Origin of the sequence: Nocardia sp. CA-128927, assembly GCF_050955855.1 — a bacterium.
Classification (GTDB): Bacteria; Actinomycetota; Actinomycetes; order Mycobacteriales; family Mycobacteriaceae; genus Nocardia.
In genome coordinates, this window is record NZ_CP192087.1 from 5,304,121 (window position 1) to 5,322,032 (window position 17,912).

At 65.3% G+C, this 17,912-nt stretch carries 14 protein-coding genes; 7 read left to right on the forward strand and 7 right to left on the reverse strand.

What is annotated here, in order from left to right:
* Positions 1–129 precede the first annotated feature (129 nt).
* Both ACQPW1_RS24900 and ACQPW1_RS24905 read left to right on the forward strand, forming a co-directional pair.
* Positions 130–1,038 (forward strand): helix-turn-helix transcriptional regulator, encoded by a 909-nt coding sequence (locus ACQPW1_RS24900; RefSeq protein ID WP_433653887.1) that lies wholly within the window; start codon positions 130–132, stop codon positions 1,036–1,038.
* A gap of 659 nt (positions 1,039–1,697) precedes the next feature.
* On the forward strand, positions 1,698–4,346 hold the full coding sequence (locus ACQPW1_RS24905) for a tetratricopeptide repeat protein (RefSeq protein WP_433653889.1): 2,649 nt from the start codon (positions 1,698–1,700) through the stop codon (positions 4,344–4,346).
* A gap of 1 nt (position 4,347) precedes the next feature.
* Here the strand turns inward: ACQPW1_RS24905 and ACQPW1_RS24910 are convergent, their stop codons facing one another.
* Complete coding sequence (locus tag ACQPW1_RS24910) at positions 4,348–6,069, reverse strand: GMC oxidoreductase (RefSeq protein ID WP_433653890.1); 1,722 nt, start codon at positions 6,067–6,069, stop codon at positions 4,348–4,350.
* A gap of 115 nt (positions 6,070–6,184) precedes the next feature.
* Positions 6,185–7,114: an NAD-dependent epimerase/dehydratase family protein gene (locus ACQPW1_RS24915; protein ID WP_433653892.1), complete on the reverse strand. Its 930-nt coding sequence runs from the start codon at positions 7,112–7,114 to the stop codon at positions 6,185–6,187.
* 152 nt (positions 7,115–7,266) lie between these two features.
* Here ACQPW1_RS24915 and ACQPW1_RS24920 point away from each other — a divergent pair, with 152 nt between their 5' ends.
* Positions 7,267–7,971 (forward strand): TetR/AcrR family transcriptional regulator, encoded by a 705-nt coding sequence (locus tag ACQPW1_RS24920; protein ID WP_433653894.1) that lies wholly within the window; start codon positions 7,267–7,269, stop codon positions 7,969–7,971.
* A gap of 5 nt (positions 7,972–7,976) precedes the next feature.
* Here the strand turns inward: ACQPW1_RS24920 and ACQPW1_RS24925 are convergent, their stop codons facing one another.
* The 5 genes from ACQPW1_RS24925 to ACQPW1_RS24945 all read right to left on the reverse strand — a co-directional run bounded on the left by ACQPW1_RS24925 (position 7,977) and on the right by ACQPW1_RS24945 (position 13,807).
* On the reverse strand, positions 7,977–8,183 hold the full coding sequence (locus ACQPW1_RS24925; protein ID WP_433653896.1) for a hypothetical protein: 207 nt from the start codon (positions 8,181–8,183) through the stop codon (positions 7,977–7,979).
* 3 nt (positions 8,184–8,186) lie between these two features.
* The gene (locus ACQPW1_RS24930) at positions 8,187–9,515 is read right to left on the reverse strand and encodes a family 1 glycosylhydrolase (protein ID WP_433653897.1); all 1,329 of its coding nucleotides are present in this window, start codon (positions 9,513–9,515) and stop codon (positions 8,187–8,189) included.
* Between the two features lie 395 nt (positions 9,516–9,910).
* A complete protein-coding gene (locus ACQPW1_RS24935; protein ID WP_433653898.1) occupies positions 9,911–10,849 on the reverse strand; it encodes a TIGR03621 family F420-dependent LLM class oxidoreductase in 939 nt (312 codons plus the stop codon).
* Between the two features lie 81 nt (positions 10,850–10,930).
* Complete coding sequence (locus ACQPW1_RS24940) at positions 10,931–13,210, reverse strand: MMPL family transporter (protein ID WP_433653900.1); 2,280 nt, start codon at positions 13,208–13,210, stop codon at positions 10,931–10,933.
* Positions 13,211–13,363: 153 nt separating this feature from the next.
* Complete coding sequence (locus tag ACQPW1_RS24945) at positions 13,364–13,807, reverse strand: MarR family winged helix-turn-helix transcriptional regulator (RefSeq protein WP_433653902.1); 444 nt, start codon at positions 13,805–13,807, stop codon at positions 13,364–13,366.
* Positions 13,808–13,893: 86 nt separating this feature from the next.
* On the opposite strand from ACQPW1_RS24945, the gene ACQPW1_RS24950 reads away from it, so the two are divergent.
* From ACQPW1_RS24950 to ACQPW1_RS24965, 4 genes are all read left to right on the forward strand, one after another.
* Positions 13,894–14,223 carry a rhodanese-like domain-containing protein gene (locus ACQPW1_RS24950; RefSeq protein WP_433653904.1) on the forward strand — a complete coding sequence of 110 codons (330 nt, stop codon included), beginning with the start codon at positions 13,894–13,896 and terminating at the stop codon, positions 14,221–14,223.
* 84 nt (positions 14,224–14,307) lie between these two features.
* Positions 14,308–14,784 (forward strand): DUF1772 domain-containing protein, encoded by a 477-nt coding sequence (locus ACQPW1_RS24955; protein ID WP_433653905.1) that lies wholly within the window; start codon positions 14,308–14,310, stop codon positions 14,782–14,784.
* 229 nt (positions 14,785–15,013) lie between these two features.
* Positions 15,014–15,433, forward strand: coding sequence for a nitroreductase family deazaflavin-dependent oxidoreductase (locus ACQPW1_RS24960; RefSeq protein WP_433653907.1), 420 nt, complete (start codon positions 15,014–15,016; stop codon positions 15,431–15,433).
* A 133-nt stretch (positions 15,434–15,566) separates the two neighbouring features.
* The gene (locus tag ACQPW1_RS24965) at positions 15,567–17,858 is read left to right on the forward strand and encodes a molybdopterin guanine dinucleotide-containing S/N-oxide reductase (protein WP_433653908.1); all 2,292 of its coding nucleotides are present in this window, start codon (positions 15,567–15,569) and stop codon (positions 17,856–17,858) included.
* The last annotated feature ends 54 nt before the right edge of the window (positions 17,859–17,912 follow it).

Genomic DNA, 17,912 nt, shown 5'->3' on the forward strand with positions numbered 1-17,912 from the left:
AACTTACCGAATAACTCGAGCTGGAGCACGCCCCAAAGGTTCGGGTCGCGTTCGGATGCTGGATGTTTTCCGTAAAACGGGTACTAGCAGCACCTGGATACCGCTAGTGATTTCGGGCACGATCATGAGATGACCGATGTGCTGGACGTGCGGGCGGTGCGCAAAGCGCGCCGTGCGGAGCTGGGAACCTTCCTGAAGTCGCGGCGGGCCAAGATCTCCCCGGACGACGTCGGGCTGCCACCCGGTCCGCGTCGGCGCACGCCCGGGCTACGGCGCGAGGAGGTCGCGCAACTGTCCGGCATCGGGGTCACCTGGTACACCTGGCTCGAGCAAGGTCGCCAGATCAACGTCAGCGTGCAGGTGCTCGACGCGGTGGCCAGGACGCTGGCCCTCGACGACGCCGAGCGCGGGCATCTCTATCGGCTCGCCGATGTGCCGACCGTGCCGAGCCCGCACGCGAACACCGCGCTGCCCGAAGAGATGCAAACCATCCTCGATCATCTGTCGCCGCTGCCCGCCGCGGTGCTCAGCGCACGGTATGACGTGCTGGCGTTCAACGACTCCTACGCGGTGCTGTGCCCGGGCTTCCTGATGGGCGAGCGCAATGTCGTACGACGGGTGTTCCGCACGCCGCAGTGCTGCAACACCTACAAGACCAACTGGGATGACCTGCGCCGCATGGTCGCCTACCTGCGCGGCGCCTACGCGAAGAACCTCGACGACCCGAGTTGGCAGGAGTTCATCGAGGAGATGTGCGGCGCGAGTACCGACTTCGCCACCCTGTGGGCCCGCAACGACGTCGCGGTCCCGTCGAACCGGATCAAGCAGATCCGCAACCTGGCCATCGGCGAACTGGCCATGTTCGTCACCAGCATGTCCCTACCCGCCGTCGCCGGCGCCTGGGTCCAGATCTACACCCCGACCGACGAAACCCAATGGGCCCAACTGCGACGGCTCCTCGCGATGACCCCGGAGGAGCAGCACGAGCCGTGGGACGAACACCGACGGCTGTACCACGCCGCGGCCGCCGCGGTGTGAGCTCAGCCTTCGGTCGTGGCCAGCGGGAAACGAACTGCACGCTGACGTAGGCGTCGTCGGCATCCGTCATCGGATGATCGCCGTTGACCTCGCGAAACCGGTCGGCGAGTTGCCGTTTCAGGTCTGCCTCCGGCATGGGTGGCCCTTCGTCTGCCGCGGGCCTCTCCCGCAGCGTGCCCCGCATGCTATCCGTCAGGTCGTTCGCCGAGTACCCCGCGGCCGCAGCACCGCGGAATCGGGCGACAGCGTGCTGTTCCTGCCGGTTTGCTACTTCTTCCAGTGTCCGCCACATTCTGGGCAGACGAGGCCGCTGTCTTTGCAGACGCTACAGTGCAGGCCGGACCGGGTGGGATGCCCGTGGCAGGCCTGGCATGTTGCCAGCGGGCGATAGTGCTTTTCGCATTGAAGTGCCATGAAGGTTTCCTGACTTTCTTATCTGGAGGGGAGTTTCGGGGAGACACCCCTGTGTTGTCGTACGGCCCAAGGCTATTCGGGCGGATGCGTCAGCGGTGTCCGCTGCGTGACCGACAGCCCGTGTCATTCATTCGAATGCTTTGTGTGCGAATAGCTCTCGAACGCGTGCGGATTCATCGCCGAGGTGGCGACAATGTCGAGTAATGGGCTGTCAGGCCCTGTGTCGTGTCGATTGGGGAGGTTCGATGACCGACCCGCTGAGTGAGTCCTTGCCGCGTGCGTTGTTCATGCACGCCCTCGACCTGTTCGAGGAAGAGCAACTGGACCTGGCGCTCGGTGCGGCCACCGCCGCGTTGCACGAATGCGCCGACCCGGAGCGTGCGTCGTTGGCGGCCGAGTGCCTACATTTGATCGGACTGGTGCACGGGCGACAGGATGCGTTCGACGCCGCAGTGGCAGCGTTTGTTCAGGCTATCGATCTTCTAGCGGACTCGCCGCTATCCGAAGTAGCCGTCGAGAGCGCAGAATTCGCCGGTTTGGCACTCGTCGAGCTGGATCGAGCGGTGGACGGCATGCCGTATCTGCGAGCCGCCGCATCCGGCTACGGGTATTTCGGCGAGATCGAGGCGAAGGCCGACTGCGACCACATACTGGCCAAGATTCTCGTCGATACCGGGGATTTCGCCGCCGCGCTCGGCGCGTTCCGCGCGGCTTCCGACGGGTACCTGCGGGTCGATCGGCGCGACGACGCAGCAGAGTGCCGGCTGCACTGCGCTGAGTCGGCAGTGGAATTGATGAAGGAACCGGCGGACGCTGCGCTCATCCGCGACGAGTTCGATGCGGCGCGGGGGCTTTTCGACGCCATCGGTGCGGAGCTGGATTCCGCACATTGCTCACACATGGTCGGGCTTGCGTGCGTCGATCTCGAGGAAAACGTCCGCGCCGAAGCCGAATTGCGGCGCGCGCGGGGTGCATTCGTCGCGCTGGATGAAGCCGTTTCGGTCGCCGAGTGCGACCACGAACTGGGCAAGCTGCTGTCGGACGCCGATCGGATCGATGAAGCCGTCGTAGCGCTGACCGCGGCAAGCGCCGAATTCACTCGGCACGAACAGCAACCGGAGCAGGTGGACTGCCAGCAGCGCTTGGCGGACCTGCACATGCGAGCTGCGCGGAATCACCCGCGTTTCGGACTCACCGAAGCCGCGATCGCCGAGATCATGTGCGCCCGGGATGCCTGCGTTTCCGCGGGCTCGCTGGACTTGGTCGCCGAGATCGATATGGCGCTCGGTGTGGTCTTGGATCAAGTCAGCCGATATCCGGAGGCGGCGGCCGCGCATGTCCGGGCCCGTGCCTACTACTGCCAGACGGACCAACCGCTCGAAGTCGTTTGGTGTGACGCGAATTTGGCGACCATCCGCGCGGCCGAAGGGGACTACGCGGGCGCCGAGCGAATGTTGCTCGCGGCGAGCTCCGTGTTCGAGGACGCCGCCGATCATGTGCGATTCGCGAAGTGCCAGCTGTACCTGGCGAATGTCGCGATTCAGCGATCGGCACTCGACGAAGCGCTGCGGCTGCTCGGCGTTGCGCAAGAGTACGCGAAACAGCTGGACGACCTCGAGTTCACGGCCGAGTGCTGCCAGGTCCTCGGCACCGCCCTGATACAGACGGGCGAGCACGACGCGGCCATAGAACAGATGGACAGTGCACGCAAGATCTTCGAGGAAATCGAAGAGTGGGCGAAAGTCGCTGTCTGCTATGAACAATCAGGCATGGCGCATTTCTCGATGGGGCGGCACGCGGTGGCGGAAACCATGCTGTCCGCTGCCCGAGATGGATTTGCGCACACGGGTGTGGTGCGTCAAATGGCCGGCGCGGATATGCATTTGGGTCTTGTCTATTGTGAGACCGGACGTTTCGATGACGCCGAGCGCTCCTACGAGCGGGCTCGGGGGTTCTTCGTCGAGCTGGGTTTCGACGCGGATATGGCGTTGGCCGAGGCGAATCTCGGTGGGCTCTATCTGAAACGAGACGACTATGACGCTGCCGTGCGCGCCTACCGCTCGGCCGAGGAAACGCTTCGGAAGATAGGGCTGGATCACCGTGCGGCGGTCTGTCGGCAGAACCTCGCCGCCGCGACGACACTCCGAGGTGATTACGCGGGCGGTGCGGCGTTGCTGGAGTCCGCTCGTGCGTACTTCGAATCGGACCCCTCGTTTCGGCGCGAGTTGGCAGCCTGTTACCGCAATACAGCGGTTACCGAGTCGGTTCTCGGACACTACGATTCGGCGTTGACGAACCTCGGTCGTTCCCGCGGGATCGAGTTGGAATTCGGCATCACCATCGAAGTGGCCAAGTGTGACTTCTGGGCTGCCACGTTAGCCGTCGCGGCGTCGGACTTCCAGGAGCTGAGGTACGCGCTCGATCTGGCATTGCCCGCGATGATCTTCATCGATGCGCAACGATTCCAATTCCCGCAAGCCGCAAGCCGAATCGCCTGGACCGAGCTGAACGCGCGAATACAGTCGCAGCTGTTCGACTGGGCACGGCAGCTCGGGGACGCCTCCTTGATGGCCGACCTCGTCGAAGTGGCGATCAATTCGGGGACGCACGTCGCCGCGGATCGACCGGAATCGTCCGAGCAAGAACAGCTTTCGGCGTTGGCGTCCGCCATGATGTCGGCGGTCGGTGCGCTGCCCGACGAGACCGTCCGTCCCGACGTCGAGGTGCGGGGGATGGGTGGCGCCGCAGCGCTGATCTCAGGTGCGGCGCTGCCGATGCGCCCGCCGCCCAGCCTCTGGATGCCCGATCTGCACGTGGCACTCGGCCCGTTCATCGAAAGCTCGAGCGAACGCTACGGATCGGCCGATCGCCCGCGCATGGTCCCGGCCTGGTAGATCAGCCCGCCGCGGGTGTCTTCCTGATCTGCACGATCGGAAGCACAAGGGCGGCAGGCGCGTTCGCGGGAACCACGGGTTTGGCCGGTGCTACCGGTGCGATCTGGTGGTAGGCGGCGCCGAGCGGGGGACGGGTGTCCACCTCGCCCTTGTTCGGCCAGTATGCGGCGGCGCGTTCGGCCTGGGCGGTGATGGTCAGGGAGGGGTTGACGCCGAGGTTGGCGGAGACCGCGGCACCGTCGACGACGCTGAGGGTCGGGTAGCCGAAAACGCGGTGGTAGCCGTCGATTACGCCGTGGTCGGGGTCGGCGCCGATGACCGCGCCGCCGAGGAAGTGGGCGGTGAGGGGGATGTTGAAGATCTCGCCCCAGCTGCCGCCCGCGATGCCGCCGATCTTGGCGGCGACCCGTCGGGTGACGTCGTTGCCGACCGGGATCCACGTCGGGTTCGGTTCGCCGTGGCCCTGTTTGCTGGTCAGCTTGCGGCCGAACAGTCCGCGCTTGGTGTAGGTGGTGATCGAGTTGTCCAGGTGCTGCATGACCAGCGAGATGATGGTGCGCTCGCTCCAGTCCTTGGTGCTCAGGAAGCTGATCAGGTCCATCGGGCGCCGCAGCAGGATGCCGAGGAAGCGCAGCCAGCGCGGGATTCGGCCGCCGCCGTCCACCATCAGCGTCTGCAGCAGGCCCATGGCGTTGGAGCCCTTGCCGTAGCGGACCGGCTCGATGTGGGTGTCGGGCGTGGGGTGGATGGACGAGGTGATCGCGACACCCTTGGTGAAATCGACTCCGGGCGTGACCTTTTTGGTCGCCGCACCGACGATCGACTCGGAGTTGGTGCGGGTCAGCTGGCCGAGCCGATCCGAGAGCTCCGGCAGGGCGCCCTTGTCGCGCATGGCGAACAGCAGCTGCTGGGTGCCTCGGGTGCCTGCGGCGAGCACGACGTTCGCGGCGGTGAAGGTCTTGGGCTGCTTGCGAACCCAGGCGCCGGTGCGCGCGGTGGACACGTCCCAGGTGCCGTCCGGGTGCGGGCGCACGTCGGTGACCGTGGTCATCGGAATGACTTCCGCCCCAGCCTTTTCCGCGAGGTAGAGGTAGTTCTTGACGAGTGTGTTCTTGGCGCCGAACTTGCAGCCGACCATGCAGTCACCGCATTCGACGCAGCCGGTGCGCTCGGGACCGACACCGCCGAAGTACGGGTCCGCCACGGTCTTTCCCGGTTCACCGAAGAACACGCCGACCGGGGTCTGCACGAAGGTGTCGCCGACCCCGAGGTCGTCGGCGACCTGCTTGAACACCTCGTCGGCCGGCGTCATATGCGGGTTGCGCACCACGCCGAGCATCTTCTGCGCGCGCTCGTAGTACGGGGCGAGCTCGGTCTGCCAGTCGGTGATGTCGCGCCACTGTGCGTCGCGGAAGAACGGCTCCGGCGGCACGTACAGCGTGTTGGCGTAGTTCAGCGATCCGCCGCCGACACCGGCGCCGCCGAGGATGAGCACATCGCGCAGCAGGTGGATGCGCTGGATGCCGTAGCAGCCGAGCTTGGGGGCCCAAAGGAACTTCTTCAGCTCCCAGCTGTTCTTGGGCAGCTCGTCGTCGGCGAACCGCTGGCCCGCTTCGAGGACGCCTACCCTGTAGCCCTTCTCGACCAGCCGGAGCGCGGTGACGCTGCCACCGAAGCCAGAACCGACGATGAGAACGTCGAAGTCCGTTGCTCGCTGGTCCATAGGAAACTCCTCGATCGTGTCGCCAGTGACTCGGCTAACACTACTACCGAGTAGGTTGTGCGCCGAACCAGGGCGGGTGACGCGGCTTTGTGTCGGCGCCACCCGCTTTCCACGTTCAGGACTGCGATTTCCACCAGCCGACGGTGGTGGCGACGGCCTCGTCGAACGGGGTGGGGTGCAGGCCGAGCTTCTTCTCGCTGTCGGTGGAGTCGAGCATGAACGGGCGCTCGAGCTGGTAGCCGAGTTCGGCGAGTTCGCGCAGCAGCGGGTTGGCGAGGCCGATCAGCTTCATCATCCAGACCGGGGTGGCCGTGATCTTCGGTTTCGGCGCGCCCGCCGCGTCCGCGATGGCGTTGATGAGCTGGCGCTGGGTGCCTGCCGGTGCGGTGGGGGCGTGCAGGACGGTGTTGTGCAGGGACTTGTCGGCGGCCGCTCGGATCATGGCTGCGGCGAGGTCGGGGATGTAGGTGAAGGAGTGGGGGAGGTCGATCTTGCCGAGGGCGGTGACCCGCTTGCCGGCCAGGATCGGCGTGAACATCTGATCGCCTGCGATCGAGGCGTGCACATACGGGCCGAAGAAGTCGGCGGATACGACGCTGACGGTCGCCGTGGAGTGTGCGGCACGGGCGCGCAGGAGGTCCTCGCGCACCGCGCCCTTTCCCGAAGCCCCTGTGCGCGGCGAAGTTTCGGTGATCGGACCGTCGGTCGGCCGGTACGAGTACAGGCTCTCCGGGAACACGACGACCGCACCTGCCTTGTCTGCCTCGTCCATCACGACCTGCTCGGCGGCGGGGAGTTCCGCGCGCCAGACCTTTGCGGAGTACTTCGAACCGTGAATGCAGTGATACACCGCAGTGGCGCCGTCGAATTGGCCGGCGAGCTGTTCCGGCTGCGAGGCGTCCACCCGACGGAGCTCGATCAACGGATGGTCGGGGCCGCTGCCAGAGCGGGTGAGCACGCGCACCTGTTTGCCTGCGGTGGCCAGTTGCTCGGCGATGGTGGTACCGACGGGTCCGGCTCCGGTGACGATGTGCAGGTCAGACATTGGTGAATCCCTTCCGAGGGGCTGAGGTCGCCCGATCCCTTTGGAGAGCAGTGCTCTCTGTTGAGGATGAGCATGCGGCAGCCTAGGGTCCGTTGTCAAGAGCAGTGCTCACTGTTGTTGACAACGCTCTCTGGATATTGCACCGTGGATGCATGCCGACGACCCCGCGCGCCCGAGCTAGGGCCCAGACCATGACCGACATAGTCCGCATCGGTCGCGAACATCTGGCCACGGACGGTGCCGCGGCGCTCTCGCTCCGCGCGGTCGCACGCGATCTCGGCGTGGTCTCCTCGGCCGTCTACCGCTACGTCAGCAGCCGCGACGAGCTACTCACCTTGCTGGTGGTCGACGGCTACAACGCACTCGCCGACGAGGTCGATGCCGCCTTGGCCGAGTCACCTGACGACCCGATCGAACAGATACGGATTCTCGCCCGCACCGTCCGACGCTGGGCGCACGCCGAATCTGCCCGCTACGGACTGCTTTTCGGCACTCCTGTCCCCGGCTACGACGCTCCCGCCGACCAGACCATGGCGCCGGGCACCCGAGTGATCATCTCTCTGCAATCCCTCTTCGCCCGCGCCTACCGGTCGGGCCAACTCCAGGCCCCATCCACTGATGTGCGCATATCGTCTTCGCTCGCAACCAATTTCGCCCAGATCCGGGACGAGCTCCAGCTGGATATCCCGGACTGGCTGATCGTCCGCGGAGTCACGTTCTGGGCCAGCCTGTTCGGCGCGGTGAGCGCCGACGTCTTCGACATGTACGGCACCGAAACCTTCACCGACCGTGACGAACTCTTCGAACTCCAAATCGACGCACTGCTGGACGTGTTGGGCCACCGACCGGACCACTGACTGCGTCAGTCGAGGTCTTCGCTGCTCGATCGGTTGCCCAGGAACTGCAACAGGCTCGGGTCGGTCGAGGTGAATCGGTCGACCTCCTGGCCGCCGGTGCATTCGTAGAGGCCGATGGTCACCCGGTCCGGCTGGCGGGAGAGGACGCGCCAGATGGCTCCCGAATCCTGCCAGCGCTGGAGAACCGCTGTGGGGTCAGGTGTTTCGCTCACGTGTCAGCGCGGGACGGTGACCGGGTCGAGGCAGCTGGCCACGGCGTCGACGAACGAGCAGCTCTGCGGTGCTCGGGTGGGGCGGTAGTCGGGAGCCACGCCGCCTGCCCGGGTGATCGCGGTGTAGGCGGGAACCGCGTCGGTGGGTTTGCGGGTCAGGGTTGGATCGGTCAGTACGTCGACGGTGTAGAGGCCGAAACGTGGCGTGTAGGAACCCCATTCGTAGTTGTCGGTGAGGCTCCAGTAGTTGTAGCCGATGACGTTCATGCCGTCGGACTTGGCGCGTTGCAGCCAGTAGATGGTGTCGCGCAGGTTGTCGGCGCGGGTGTAGCCGTCGGCTCGGGGCGCGCCGTTTTCGGTCGGCATGCCGTTTTCGACTATGTAGAGCGGCTTTCCGGGGAACTGGCGAGTGTAGTGCTGGAGGGCGTAGTAGATGCCTTCCGGCTGAAGTGGTTGGGTCCATAGCCTTTCGAAGTCGGGCGGGCCCGCCAGGAGGGATTCGGGGGAGAGGCCGTAGTAGTAGTCGATGCCGATGTAGTCGAGTCGTGCGCTGATCTTGTCGATCAGGGGTTTGTTGATGACATCCTCACCGGTGGGGATGTAGGCGACGTTGCTGGTGACCAGCGCGCCCGGTTGGACGGCGTGGATGTAGTCGTAGATGCTGTTGTGTGCCTGGGCGATTCGATCGTGCATCGCGGGGATGTCGATGGGCGAGATGCCACCCTTTTGCAGTTCGTTGACGATGTAGAACGTGGGCTCGTTGAAGGTGACCCACAGTGGGTTGGCCTGCGCGTACCGGTTGACGAATGTGCGGGCGTTGGCGAGCCAGTCCTCGACGATGCCCGCGTTGCGCCAGCCGCCGCGGTCGAACTCCCAGCCGGGATACACCCAGTGGTCGATGGTGAGCATCGGTTGCATGCCCGCGTCGGTGATCGCGGCGATGACGTTGTCGTAGAAGCGGAGTCCGTCCTCGTCCCACTCGCCTGGCCGCGGTTGCACGCGTGCCCATTCGAGTCCGATTCGATAGACCTTGACGCCGAGCTGCGCGGCCAGGGCGATGTCCGAGCGGTATCGGGTGAAGAAGTCGATCGAATCGCTGTAGGGGTCAGTGGTTTTCCCGGCGGCGACGTATCGAGACCAGTTGCTGTCGGGGGCATGGCCTTCGGACTGGTAGCCGGATGCGGCGACGCCCCACCGGAAGTCCGCGCCCAGTGCTGCGACCTGAGTGGGTGGCTCCGGACGTGCGGCAGCGGTGGCTGTGCTGCCGACGGTGAGCGCGGCGGTAGTGGCCGCGAGGGTGGCCAAGACGTGGCGACGGCGCTGTGATCGCATCGGGCTCCTGTTCAACGGGATGACCGGGCCATGGATCTGGGGGACAGCGTAACTGGTCGTATGTCCGTTTTAGGTGGATCTGTGGCGGTGCGTTGGGCGAGAGTCCGGAGAAGTGGGGGAGGAGTGCAGTAGGCGGGCGTTCCGGTGAGATAGGGGAGTGGCTGCAGTTCGGTAGGGAGTTCGGTTGGGGGACTTCATGTTTCGGAGACGTCGCGTGTGGTCGGCGCGGGTCAGTGGAACGTATGAATACAGATGGTCCATATGGATACTTAGATATGCGCACCTACGCATGCAGCTCATTTCAGTACGAACCAACCACGAATCACCAATGCTGAACCACCCGTCCCAGCCCTCTCATCAGCTGAGACGAGAGGGGTGGGCTCGGGTGGCGAGTACTAGGTCTCCGATGTGGCGAGTGCTTCGAGGAGCTGGGCACCAGCCGCACGGGCGGGGGCGCGCATGACGAATCGGTCGAACCCCCAGCGCTTCTGGTGCGCACGGAGCTCGGTCACCAGTTCGGCTACCGTGCCGATCAACACGTACGGCGCACCGAGCAGCTCGGCGGCGCTGGTGGTGGGGATGTCCTCGGCGAAGCGCGCACAGGCGGCCTCGGCGTCATCGGTGATCTCGACGTGCTGCACGAGCGCCTCGAACGCGGGGGTGCGTCCGGCTTGCTCGGCAGCGTTGCGTGCGAGCTCGACGTGCGCGTCGATCTGATCGCGACTCCACCGGGTCTCATGATTGTGACCGTCAGGCAGCGTACGACCGAGCCCGGAGAATCCGACGATATCGGCGGTCGCGGCGGCATACCGGAGTACTCGAGTCCCGTTGCCGCCGATGAGAACTGGCACCTGCTCCTGGACGGTCGGCGGTTGCCGCAGCACGGCGTCCCGGAGTTGGACGTGGTCACCCGCGAACGTCACGGTCTCCCCGGCGAGTAGCCGCCGAGTGGTGTCGGTGACCTCGATCATCCGGTCGACCCGTTGCGCAGCCGACGGATGCGCGCGCCCCTGCATGGTCCATTCCGCCGGGGTGTGTCCCGCGCCGATCCCGAACAGCGCGCGCCCGCCGGACAAGAAATCCAGCGTGGCGACCTCACCGGCGAGCAGAAACGGTTCCCACATCCCGGCATTCACCACATTGGTCCCGAGCCGGATCGTCTCGGTAGCCGTCGCGGCCGCGGCCAAGGCGACGAACGGTGAGACGAACGAACCCGGATGGTCGGGAACCATCAGGGCACCGAACCCCTCCTGCTCACACCCCCGGGCGAAGTCCGCCCAGGCGCCGACCTCGACCACATTGGCGGTCATCGAGAACTTGATCGGAGCGTTCATACTCGCCCTCCCTTCGAGCTGCCCACGCTAATTCGGGGCGGTCGAGCGGCGGAAGTGATTCCGCTGAGGGCGAATTCGGCGTCAGCGTGGTGCGTGATCGGCGGTGACGACGGGCAGTTGTACGGTCACCGGGTCGGTGATGGGCGTGGTTTTGACGAGGTCGGTCATGTTGCGGTTGGCGGGGTGTTCGTCGGCGAGGATCGGTTCGCTGAGGCCGACGCGTTCGTGCAGCCGTTTCATCCAGGCCGGCGCCCACCAGCAGTCGTCGCCGAGGAGTTTCATGACGGCGGGGACCAGCAGCATGCGTAGGATGGTCGCGTCGATGATGAGCGCGGCGATCATGCCGTAGGCGATGTACTGCATCATCACCAGTTTGGAGAAGGCGAACGCGCCGGTGACGACGAGCAGGATGAGCGCGGCGGCGGTGATGATGCGGCCGGTGTGCGCGGTGCCGGTGCGAATCGCCTCGGTGGTGGTCGCGCCCTTGGAGCGGGCTTCGACCATGCGGGACAACAGGAATACCTCGTAGTCGGTGGATAGGCCGTAGATGATGGCGATGATCAGCACGAGGACTACGGCTTGGATCGGCTGCGGGGTGAAGTTGAGCAGTCCTGCGCCGTTTCCGTCGACGAAGATCCAGGTGAGAATGCCGAGTGTGGTGCCGAGGCCGAGGGCGCTCATCAGGGCGGCCTTGATCGGCAGCACGAGGGATCCGAAGGTCAGGAACATCAGCACGGTCGTGAGGAAGAGGACCACCGCGACCATGAATGGGATGCGGCCCAAAAGGCCGTCGATCGAATCCTTTTGAATCGCGGGCGTGCCGCCGACGAGCATGGTCACGCCGTCGGGTAGCTCGATCGAGCGTAGGTAGTCGATGGTCGCGTTGGCGTTCTTGACGGCGAGAGTTGCGTCGGTGCGATAGACGCCGGGTCGCAGGGTCGAGGTTTCCGGCGTGTGGAATGGGCCGGTCGCACCTGTCGGGGTGAGCAGTCCCGGTGCTCGATTGGCCTTCTTCACGACGTCGCCGATGGCGATTGTGTTTTCGGAAATGAACACGAGCTGTACGGGATCGGCTTTGCGGAGCGGGAAGGTGGCGTCGAACTCCTGCTGGGCCACCCGGGTCGGATCTTTCGGTGGCAGATAGGTTTCGCTGAATCCGCCGAAGGCGATGTTCTTGATCGGGATTATCAACAGCAGCAGGCCGAGGCAGATCGGGACGGCGATCTGTTTGGGGTGCTTCATCACCCAGCGGGTGGAGCGACCCCAGAAGCCGTTCTCGACCTCCTCGGCGGTTTTGGTCTTGCCGAAACGCTTGAGCCCGAGCATGTCCACGCGCGGGCCGAGGATGCTCAGCATCGCGGGCAAGATGGTGAGCGCCGTCAACGCGGCCAGCGTGACCGTTGCGATGGAGGCATAGGCCATCGATCTGAGGATGCCGTGCGGGAACAGCAGCATGCCGCCGAGGCTGGCGATGATCATGGCTGCGGAGAACACCACGGTGCGGCCTGCGGTCATCACCGAGCGGCGCACTGCGGTGGGGGTGTCGTAGCCCTCGGCGAGTTCCTCGCGGAATCGGCTGACGATGAACAGGCCGTAGTCGATGGCCAGGCCGACGCCGATCATCGAGACGACGCCGGAGACAAAGGAATTGACGTCGGTGAATTCGGTGAAGATCCTAATGATGCCGTTGGCGCCGATTACGGTGAGTCCGCCGACGATCAGGGGGAGTGCGGCGGCGACCAAGCCGCCGAAGATGAAGAACAGGAGCACGGCCACCACGGGGAAGGCGACGACTTCCATGAGGTGGATGTCCTCGTCGAGGGAGGACGTGAGTGTGCCCGCGATGGGTTGGATTCCGGCGACCTTGACGTCGATGCCCGGAATGTAGAAGACGTCCTTCACTTTCCGGAAGTTGTTCACCATCTCGGTGTCGGTCTCGCCCTTGATGGCGATCGAGGCGAAGGCGCGGTTGAGCTCAGGTCGGCCGAATGCGTCGCGTTGCTGCTGGCCGGTCTCGGTCTTCCAGTAGGAGCCGTTGATCTCTTTGATTTCGTTGGGGTGCTCGGTGCGCAGGCTGTTGAGATTGGCGACGATCTTGCCGCTGAACTCCGGATCGTCGAGCGATACGCCCGCGGGTGCGGTGTAGAGGACGACGACGTCGGCTTTGTGGTCTCGGCCGAAGGCCTGGTCGGATATCTTCGCGGCCTTGGCCGATTCCGAGGTCGGGTCGTCCAATCCGCTGGAGCTCAGATGCTCGGACAGGTCGGACCCGTACCCGCCGAGTGCGAGCAGCGCGGCGCCGACGATGCCGATGACGATGAATCGGAACCGGTGGACGAAGTCTCCCCAGCGCGCGAACATCAGGCGGCTCTTCGTAAGTGCGGACAGGTCGGTCGAGTGGGGAGCGGCCTGAGGGCACCGATCATCAAGAGATTGCATCCTTCCGGTGGTCGCGCCCGAGCTGCGCGCTATCCAAAGTACCGGTGCCGCCGAGTGGTCTTCCTGAGAGTTTTGCTAGGAAATGTCGGTTGGGCCAAGGATTTTGCCGAGTGTTCGGGTGAGTGTTCGCAGTTCGTCGGGGTCGAGTTTGCCTGCGAAGCGTTCTGCTATGCCTGCGAGGTAGCGCGGGGCGGCGTCGTGCAGGCGGGTGCGTCCGGCGTCGGTGATGGTGACGAAGGCGGATCTGCCGTCGTCGGGGTTGGCTTCGCGGGTGACCAGTCCGGCTGTCTCGAGTTCGGTGACCAGGCGGCTGACTCGGGTGCGGCTGAGCACGACGCGTTCGCCGAGGTCGGTCATGCGCAGGGGTGGGACGCCGTCGAGTTCGAGTAGGACGTCGTACCAGGCGAGCGGGAGTCCGGTTGCTTTGCGCAGGTCGGCGTCGAGTTGGGGCACCAGCTGCGCGTGCACGCGCAGCAGCGCGGACCAGGCGTTGGCGGCCGCGCGGTGATTGTCGGTCACGGTTCGATCTTACCTACTTGTGTGCGTCTGCACGCATATAGTAGCGTGCACACGCACATAGTTTGTGTTCGGAGGAAGGAAATCTCATGACCGACGTCATTGCTCGCGAGGAGCTGGCCGCCGCTATCGAGGCGGGTTCGGTGACGGTGCTCGACACGCTCGGGCCCGGCTATTACGAGAAGGCGCATCTGCCGGGCGCGCGGGTGCTGGTCGAAGCCGACGTGGAATCGACTGCGGGGCAACTGCTTCCGGATCGCGACGCGGCCATCGTGACCTATTGCTCGAACGAGGCGTGCCGTAACAGTGAGAACGTCGCCGTCAAGCTGCGGGCGTTGGGGTATTCGAATGTGCGCGCGTATCGGGCGGGGATTCAGGATTGGGCGGAGGCTGGTCTTCGGGTTGAAGAGGGGGTGTGAGCTGCTGGAATGGGTGTGGACTTGCGTCTATCTCTAGCCATGCTAGATTGATTAGCAACGCTAGATCTATAGACGGAGTCACCAATGTTCAGCACAATCGTTCAGGTCCTCGGCATCGTGGCGGTGCTCGCTAACGCGGTCGTGTACGGGACCGACGCCTGCTATGCCCTGATCACGCGGTCGGTGTATGCACGGTTGGACGATGCCACGGTGACCGCCTCGGCGGGGTGGGGTCATTACTACGGTGACCGTCGGATGCCGATCGTCGGGATCAGTGGTGTCGTCACGGCGGTGCTGACCGCGGTGTTGGCGGCCGTCGGCGGCTTGAGCGAGGCGGCAGTCGCGGCGGGTATTGCGGTGGTGGCGTTGGTGAGCTGGTTGGCCATCTACGTTCGGGTGGCCAAGCCGGTCAATCAGCTGCAGACCGCCGCCGCGCAGGCGGGGACGACGCCGCCGAATGCCCGTGCGCTGCAGGACAAGTGGGACAGCGTGGTCAATGCGCGAGTCGCGTTGCAGTTCATCGCGGTCGCGGCGTTGAGTGCGGCGATCGCGCTGGCGTGAGGTTGTTGTAGTGGGACTGTGCGGTCGATCCGACGGATCGACCGCACAGTCGCGTTCGTGGAGCGTTGTGTGTCAACGACTTTGCGGTGCGGCGTGGGTCGACGGTGTGACATGCCCCTCGGTCGCGGCCTGCCGTGGCGACTGAGGAACGACGGCGTGTCAGGATTCTGAGATGGTGTCGAATCCGCTGCCTCCGATTGCTCGTAGGTTGGCTCAACAGCGCTGGGTCATGCGCACGGCGCCGGTCGTTATTCCGGTGGAGCGTGTGGTTCGGCGCTGGACCCACGGCCGGATGGGTGTGCTGGATCTGGTGGGGTTGCCCTCGATCGAGGTGACGGTCGCGGGTCGTAAGACCGGCATCGCGCGGACCACCTCGCTGCTGTATGTGCCGCGCGGCGAGGACTTTCTGGTGCTCGGTTCCAACTGGGGCAGTCCGAAGCATCCGGTGTGGTCGGCGAATCTGCGTGCGGCCAGTACCGCGACGGTTCGGCACAAGGGTGAGCAGTTCACGGTCGGGGTCACCGAGCTCACCGGTGTCGATCGCAAACCGGCCTGGGATCTGGCTGTTGAGTTCTGGCCTGGGTACGAGATGGAGTACGAGCTCTCCGGCGGGCGTCAGTTCCGGATGTTCGAGCTGCGCCGGGTCTGAGACCCGCTCGGCCCGAGGGGAGATCGTGGTGCCGACGGCGAGTTGAAATGTGTTCGTGGCGTCGGTGAGTCGTGCCGTTCCTGATGGCCGTCGACGTGGCCGCCACTTTGTCGTACGGCCGGGTTACGGTGGGATGGTGACCACGCATCTGACGCACTGGGGTGCCTTCGAGGCCGACAGCGATGGTGTTCGGCTGACCGCTGTTCGGCCTTGGCGCGACGATCCCGAGCCGATGCGGCTGATCGAGAATGTGGCGTCCGCACAACATCATCCGACCAGGGTCGATCAACCCTATGTTCGGCGGGGGTGGTTGGAGCGTGGGCCGGGGGCGGCCGGGCGTGGGGACGAACCGTTCGTGCCGGTGTCATGGGAGACGGCGCTGGATCTGCTGTCCGGTGAGTTGAGGCGGGTATATCGCGAACACGGTGCCGAAGCCGTGTACGGCGGGTCTTATGGGTGGGCCAGTGCGGGACGGTTTCATCACGCGCAGAGTCAGACGCATCGGTTCCTGAACTGCCTCGGCGGGTACGTGCGGCACGTCAACAGCTACAGCCTCGGGGTGTCGCAGGTGCTGATGCCGCATGTGATCGCCCACCTCGGTGTGGTGTTGGAGCAGGCGACGTCGAAGACCGTGCTGGCGGAACACGCGGAGTTGGTAGTGGCGTTCGGCGGGTTGTCGCCGAAGAACGCGGCGGTGTCGCCGGGCGGAGTGTCTCGGCACAATACGCGGGGATGGATCGGGGCCGCGCGGGCACGGGGCTGCCGGTTCGTGTCGATCACGCCGTTGCGCGACGACATCCCCGCGGAGGCGGACGCGGAGTGGCTCGCGCCGCGACCGGGCAGCGATACGGCGCTGATGTTGGCGCTGGCGCAGGTGCTGGACGCGGAAGGCCTGGCGGACAACGCATTTCTGGACAAGTACACGGTGGGCTACGAGCGTTTCGTCGGCTATGTGCGCGGCGAGGCGGATGGAATCGTCAAGTCTCCGGAGTGGGCCTCGTCGCTCACCGGGCTACCGGCCGAGCGCATCCGGACACTCGCACGCGAGATGGCGGCCGCGCGGACGTTCGTGACGGTCAGCTGGTCGTTGCAGCGCGCACAGTACGGTGAGCAGCCGCTGTGGTTGGGGGTGGTGCTCGCGGCGATGCTCGGCCAAATCGGACTGCCCGGTGGCGGATTCGGACACGGTTATGGGTCGACGGCGAGCGTGGGGGAGCCTGCGCGGGAGTTCTCCCCGCCGCGGCTTCCGCAAGGGCCCAATGGGGTCGACACTTTCATTCCGGTCGCGCGGATCGCCGACATGCTGTTGAACCCAGGCCAACCCTTCGAGTACAACGGGCAACACCTGACCTACCCCGATATCCGGCTGGTCTACTGGGCCGGCGGGAATCCCTTTCATCATCACCAGGATCTCGCCCGGTTGCGTGAGGCGTTCGCCCGTCCCGAGACCGTGGTGGTGCACGATCCGTTCTGGTCCTCGACGGCCCGGCACGCGGATTTCGTGCTGCCCTCCACCATGACGATCGAACGTGACGACTACGGCGCAGGTGAAAACGACCGCGTCCTGTTTCCGATGAAGGCGATCACCAAGCCACACGGCAAAGCGTGGGACGACTACGCCATCTTCGGCGAGTTGGCCGAACGACTCGGTATCGGCAAGGAATTCACCGAGGGACGCACCGCCGACGAGTGGTTGCGTCACCTCTATGAGGAATGGCGGCTCCGGCGCAGCGGGCACGCGCTGCCCGACTTCGACACGTTCTGGGCCAGCGAGCACATCGAACTGCCCGTGCCCGACCCGCAACAGGTGTTCGCCGCCGACTTCCGCGCCGACCCCGAGCGATTCCCACTCAGTACGCCCAGCGGCAAGATCGAGATCTTCTCCGAGACCATCGACGGCTTCGGTTATGCCGACTGCCCCGGCCACCCGACGTGGTTCGAGCCGGAGGAATGGTTGGGTGCTCCGGCCGAGTTCCCGCTGCAACTGGTCGCCAACCAGCCGCGGTCCAAGCTGCACAGCCAACTCGATGTCGGCGCGTACAGCCAATCCACCAAAGTCGCCGGGCGCGAACCGGTTCGATTGCACCCCGACGACGCCGCGGCCCGCAGCCTGCACAACGGGGACACCGTCCGCATCATCAGCAAGCGCGGTAGCTGCCTGGCCGGACTGGTCGTCGACGACGCGGTCCGGCAGGGAGTCGCGCAACTGTCCACCGGTGCCTGGTACGACCCCGACCCCGCGAATGCCGCGTTCTGCCGCCATGGCAACCCGAACGTGCTGACTCCGGACCGTCCCTCTTCGACGTTGAGTCAGGGCTGTACAGGTCAGTTGTCGTTGGTTGAGATCGAGCGGTTCGAGGGCACGGTCCCCGACTTGGCGGTGAATCAGCCGCCCGCCACGGTTGCGGCACAGCACCTTCCGTGACCGCGTATCGGTAGCGGGCGGTCGTGGCGTCGGCGGCACGGCAGAATCGGTTGG

Coding starts and splice junctions, on each gene's coding strand:
- ACQPW1_RS24960 (WP_433653907.1), top strand. CDS start 15,014: ATGCGCACGGCGCCGGTCGTTATTCCGGTGGAGCGTGTGGTTCGGCGC.
- ACQPW1_RS24965 (WP_433653908.1), top strand. CDS start 15,567: ATGGTGACCACGCATCTGACGCACTGGGGTGCCTTCGAGGCCGACAGC.
- ACQPW1_RS24910 (WP_433653890.1), bottom strand. CDS start 6,069: ATGGACCAGCGAGCAACGGACTTCGACGTTCTCATCGTCGGTTCTGGC.
- ACQPW1_RS24950 (WP_433653904.1), top strand. CDS start 13,894: ATGACCGACGTCATTGCTCGCGAGGAGCTGGCCGCCGCTATCGAGGCG.
- ACQPW1_RS24955 (WP_433653905.1), top strand. CDS start 14,308: ATGTTCAGCACAATCGTTCAGGTCCTCGGCATCGTGGCGGTGCTCGCT.
- ACQPW1_RS24920 (WP_433653894.1), top strand. CDS start 7,267: ATGCCGACGACCCCGCGCGCCCGAGCTAGGGCCCAGACCATGACCGAC.
- ACQPW1_RS24900 (WP_433653887.1), top strand. CDS start 130: ATGACCGATGTGCTGGACGTGCGGGCGGTGCGCAAAGCGCGCCGTGCG.
- ACQPW1_RS24930 (WP_433653897.1), bottom strand. CDS start 9,515: ATGCGATCACAGCGCCGTCGCCACGTCTTGGCCACCCTCGCGGCCACT.
- ACQPW1_RS24940 (WP_433653900.1), bottom strand. CDS start 13,210: ATGTTCGCGCGCTGGGGAGACTTCGTCCACCGGTTCCGATTCATCGTC.
- ACQPW1_RS24905 (WP_433653889.1), top strand. CDS start 1,698: ATGACCGACCCGCTGAGTGAGTCCTTGCCGCGTGCGTTGTTCATGCAC.
- ACQPW1_RS24915 (WP_433653892.1), bottom strand. CDS start 7,114: ATGTCTGACCTGCACATCGTCACCGGAGCCGGACCCGTCGGTACCACC.
- ACQPW1_RS24935 (WP_433653898.1), bottom strand. CDS start 10,849: ATGAACGCTCCGATCAAGTTCTCGATGACCGCCAATGTGGTCGAGGTC.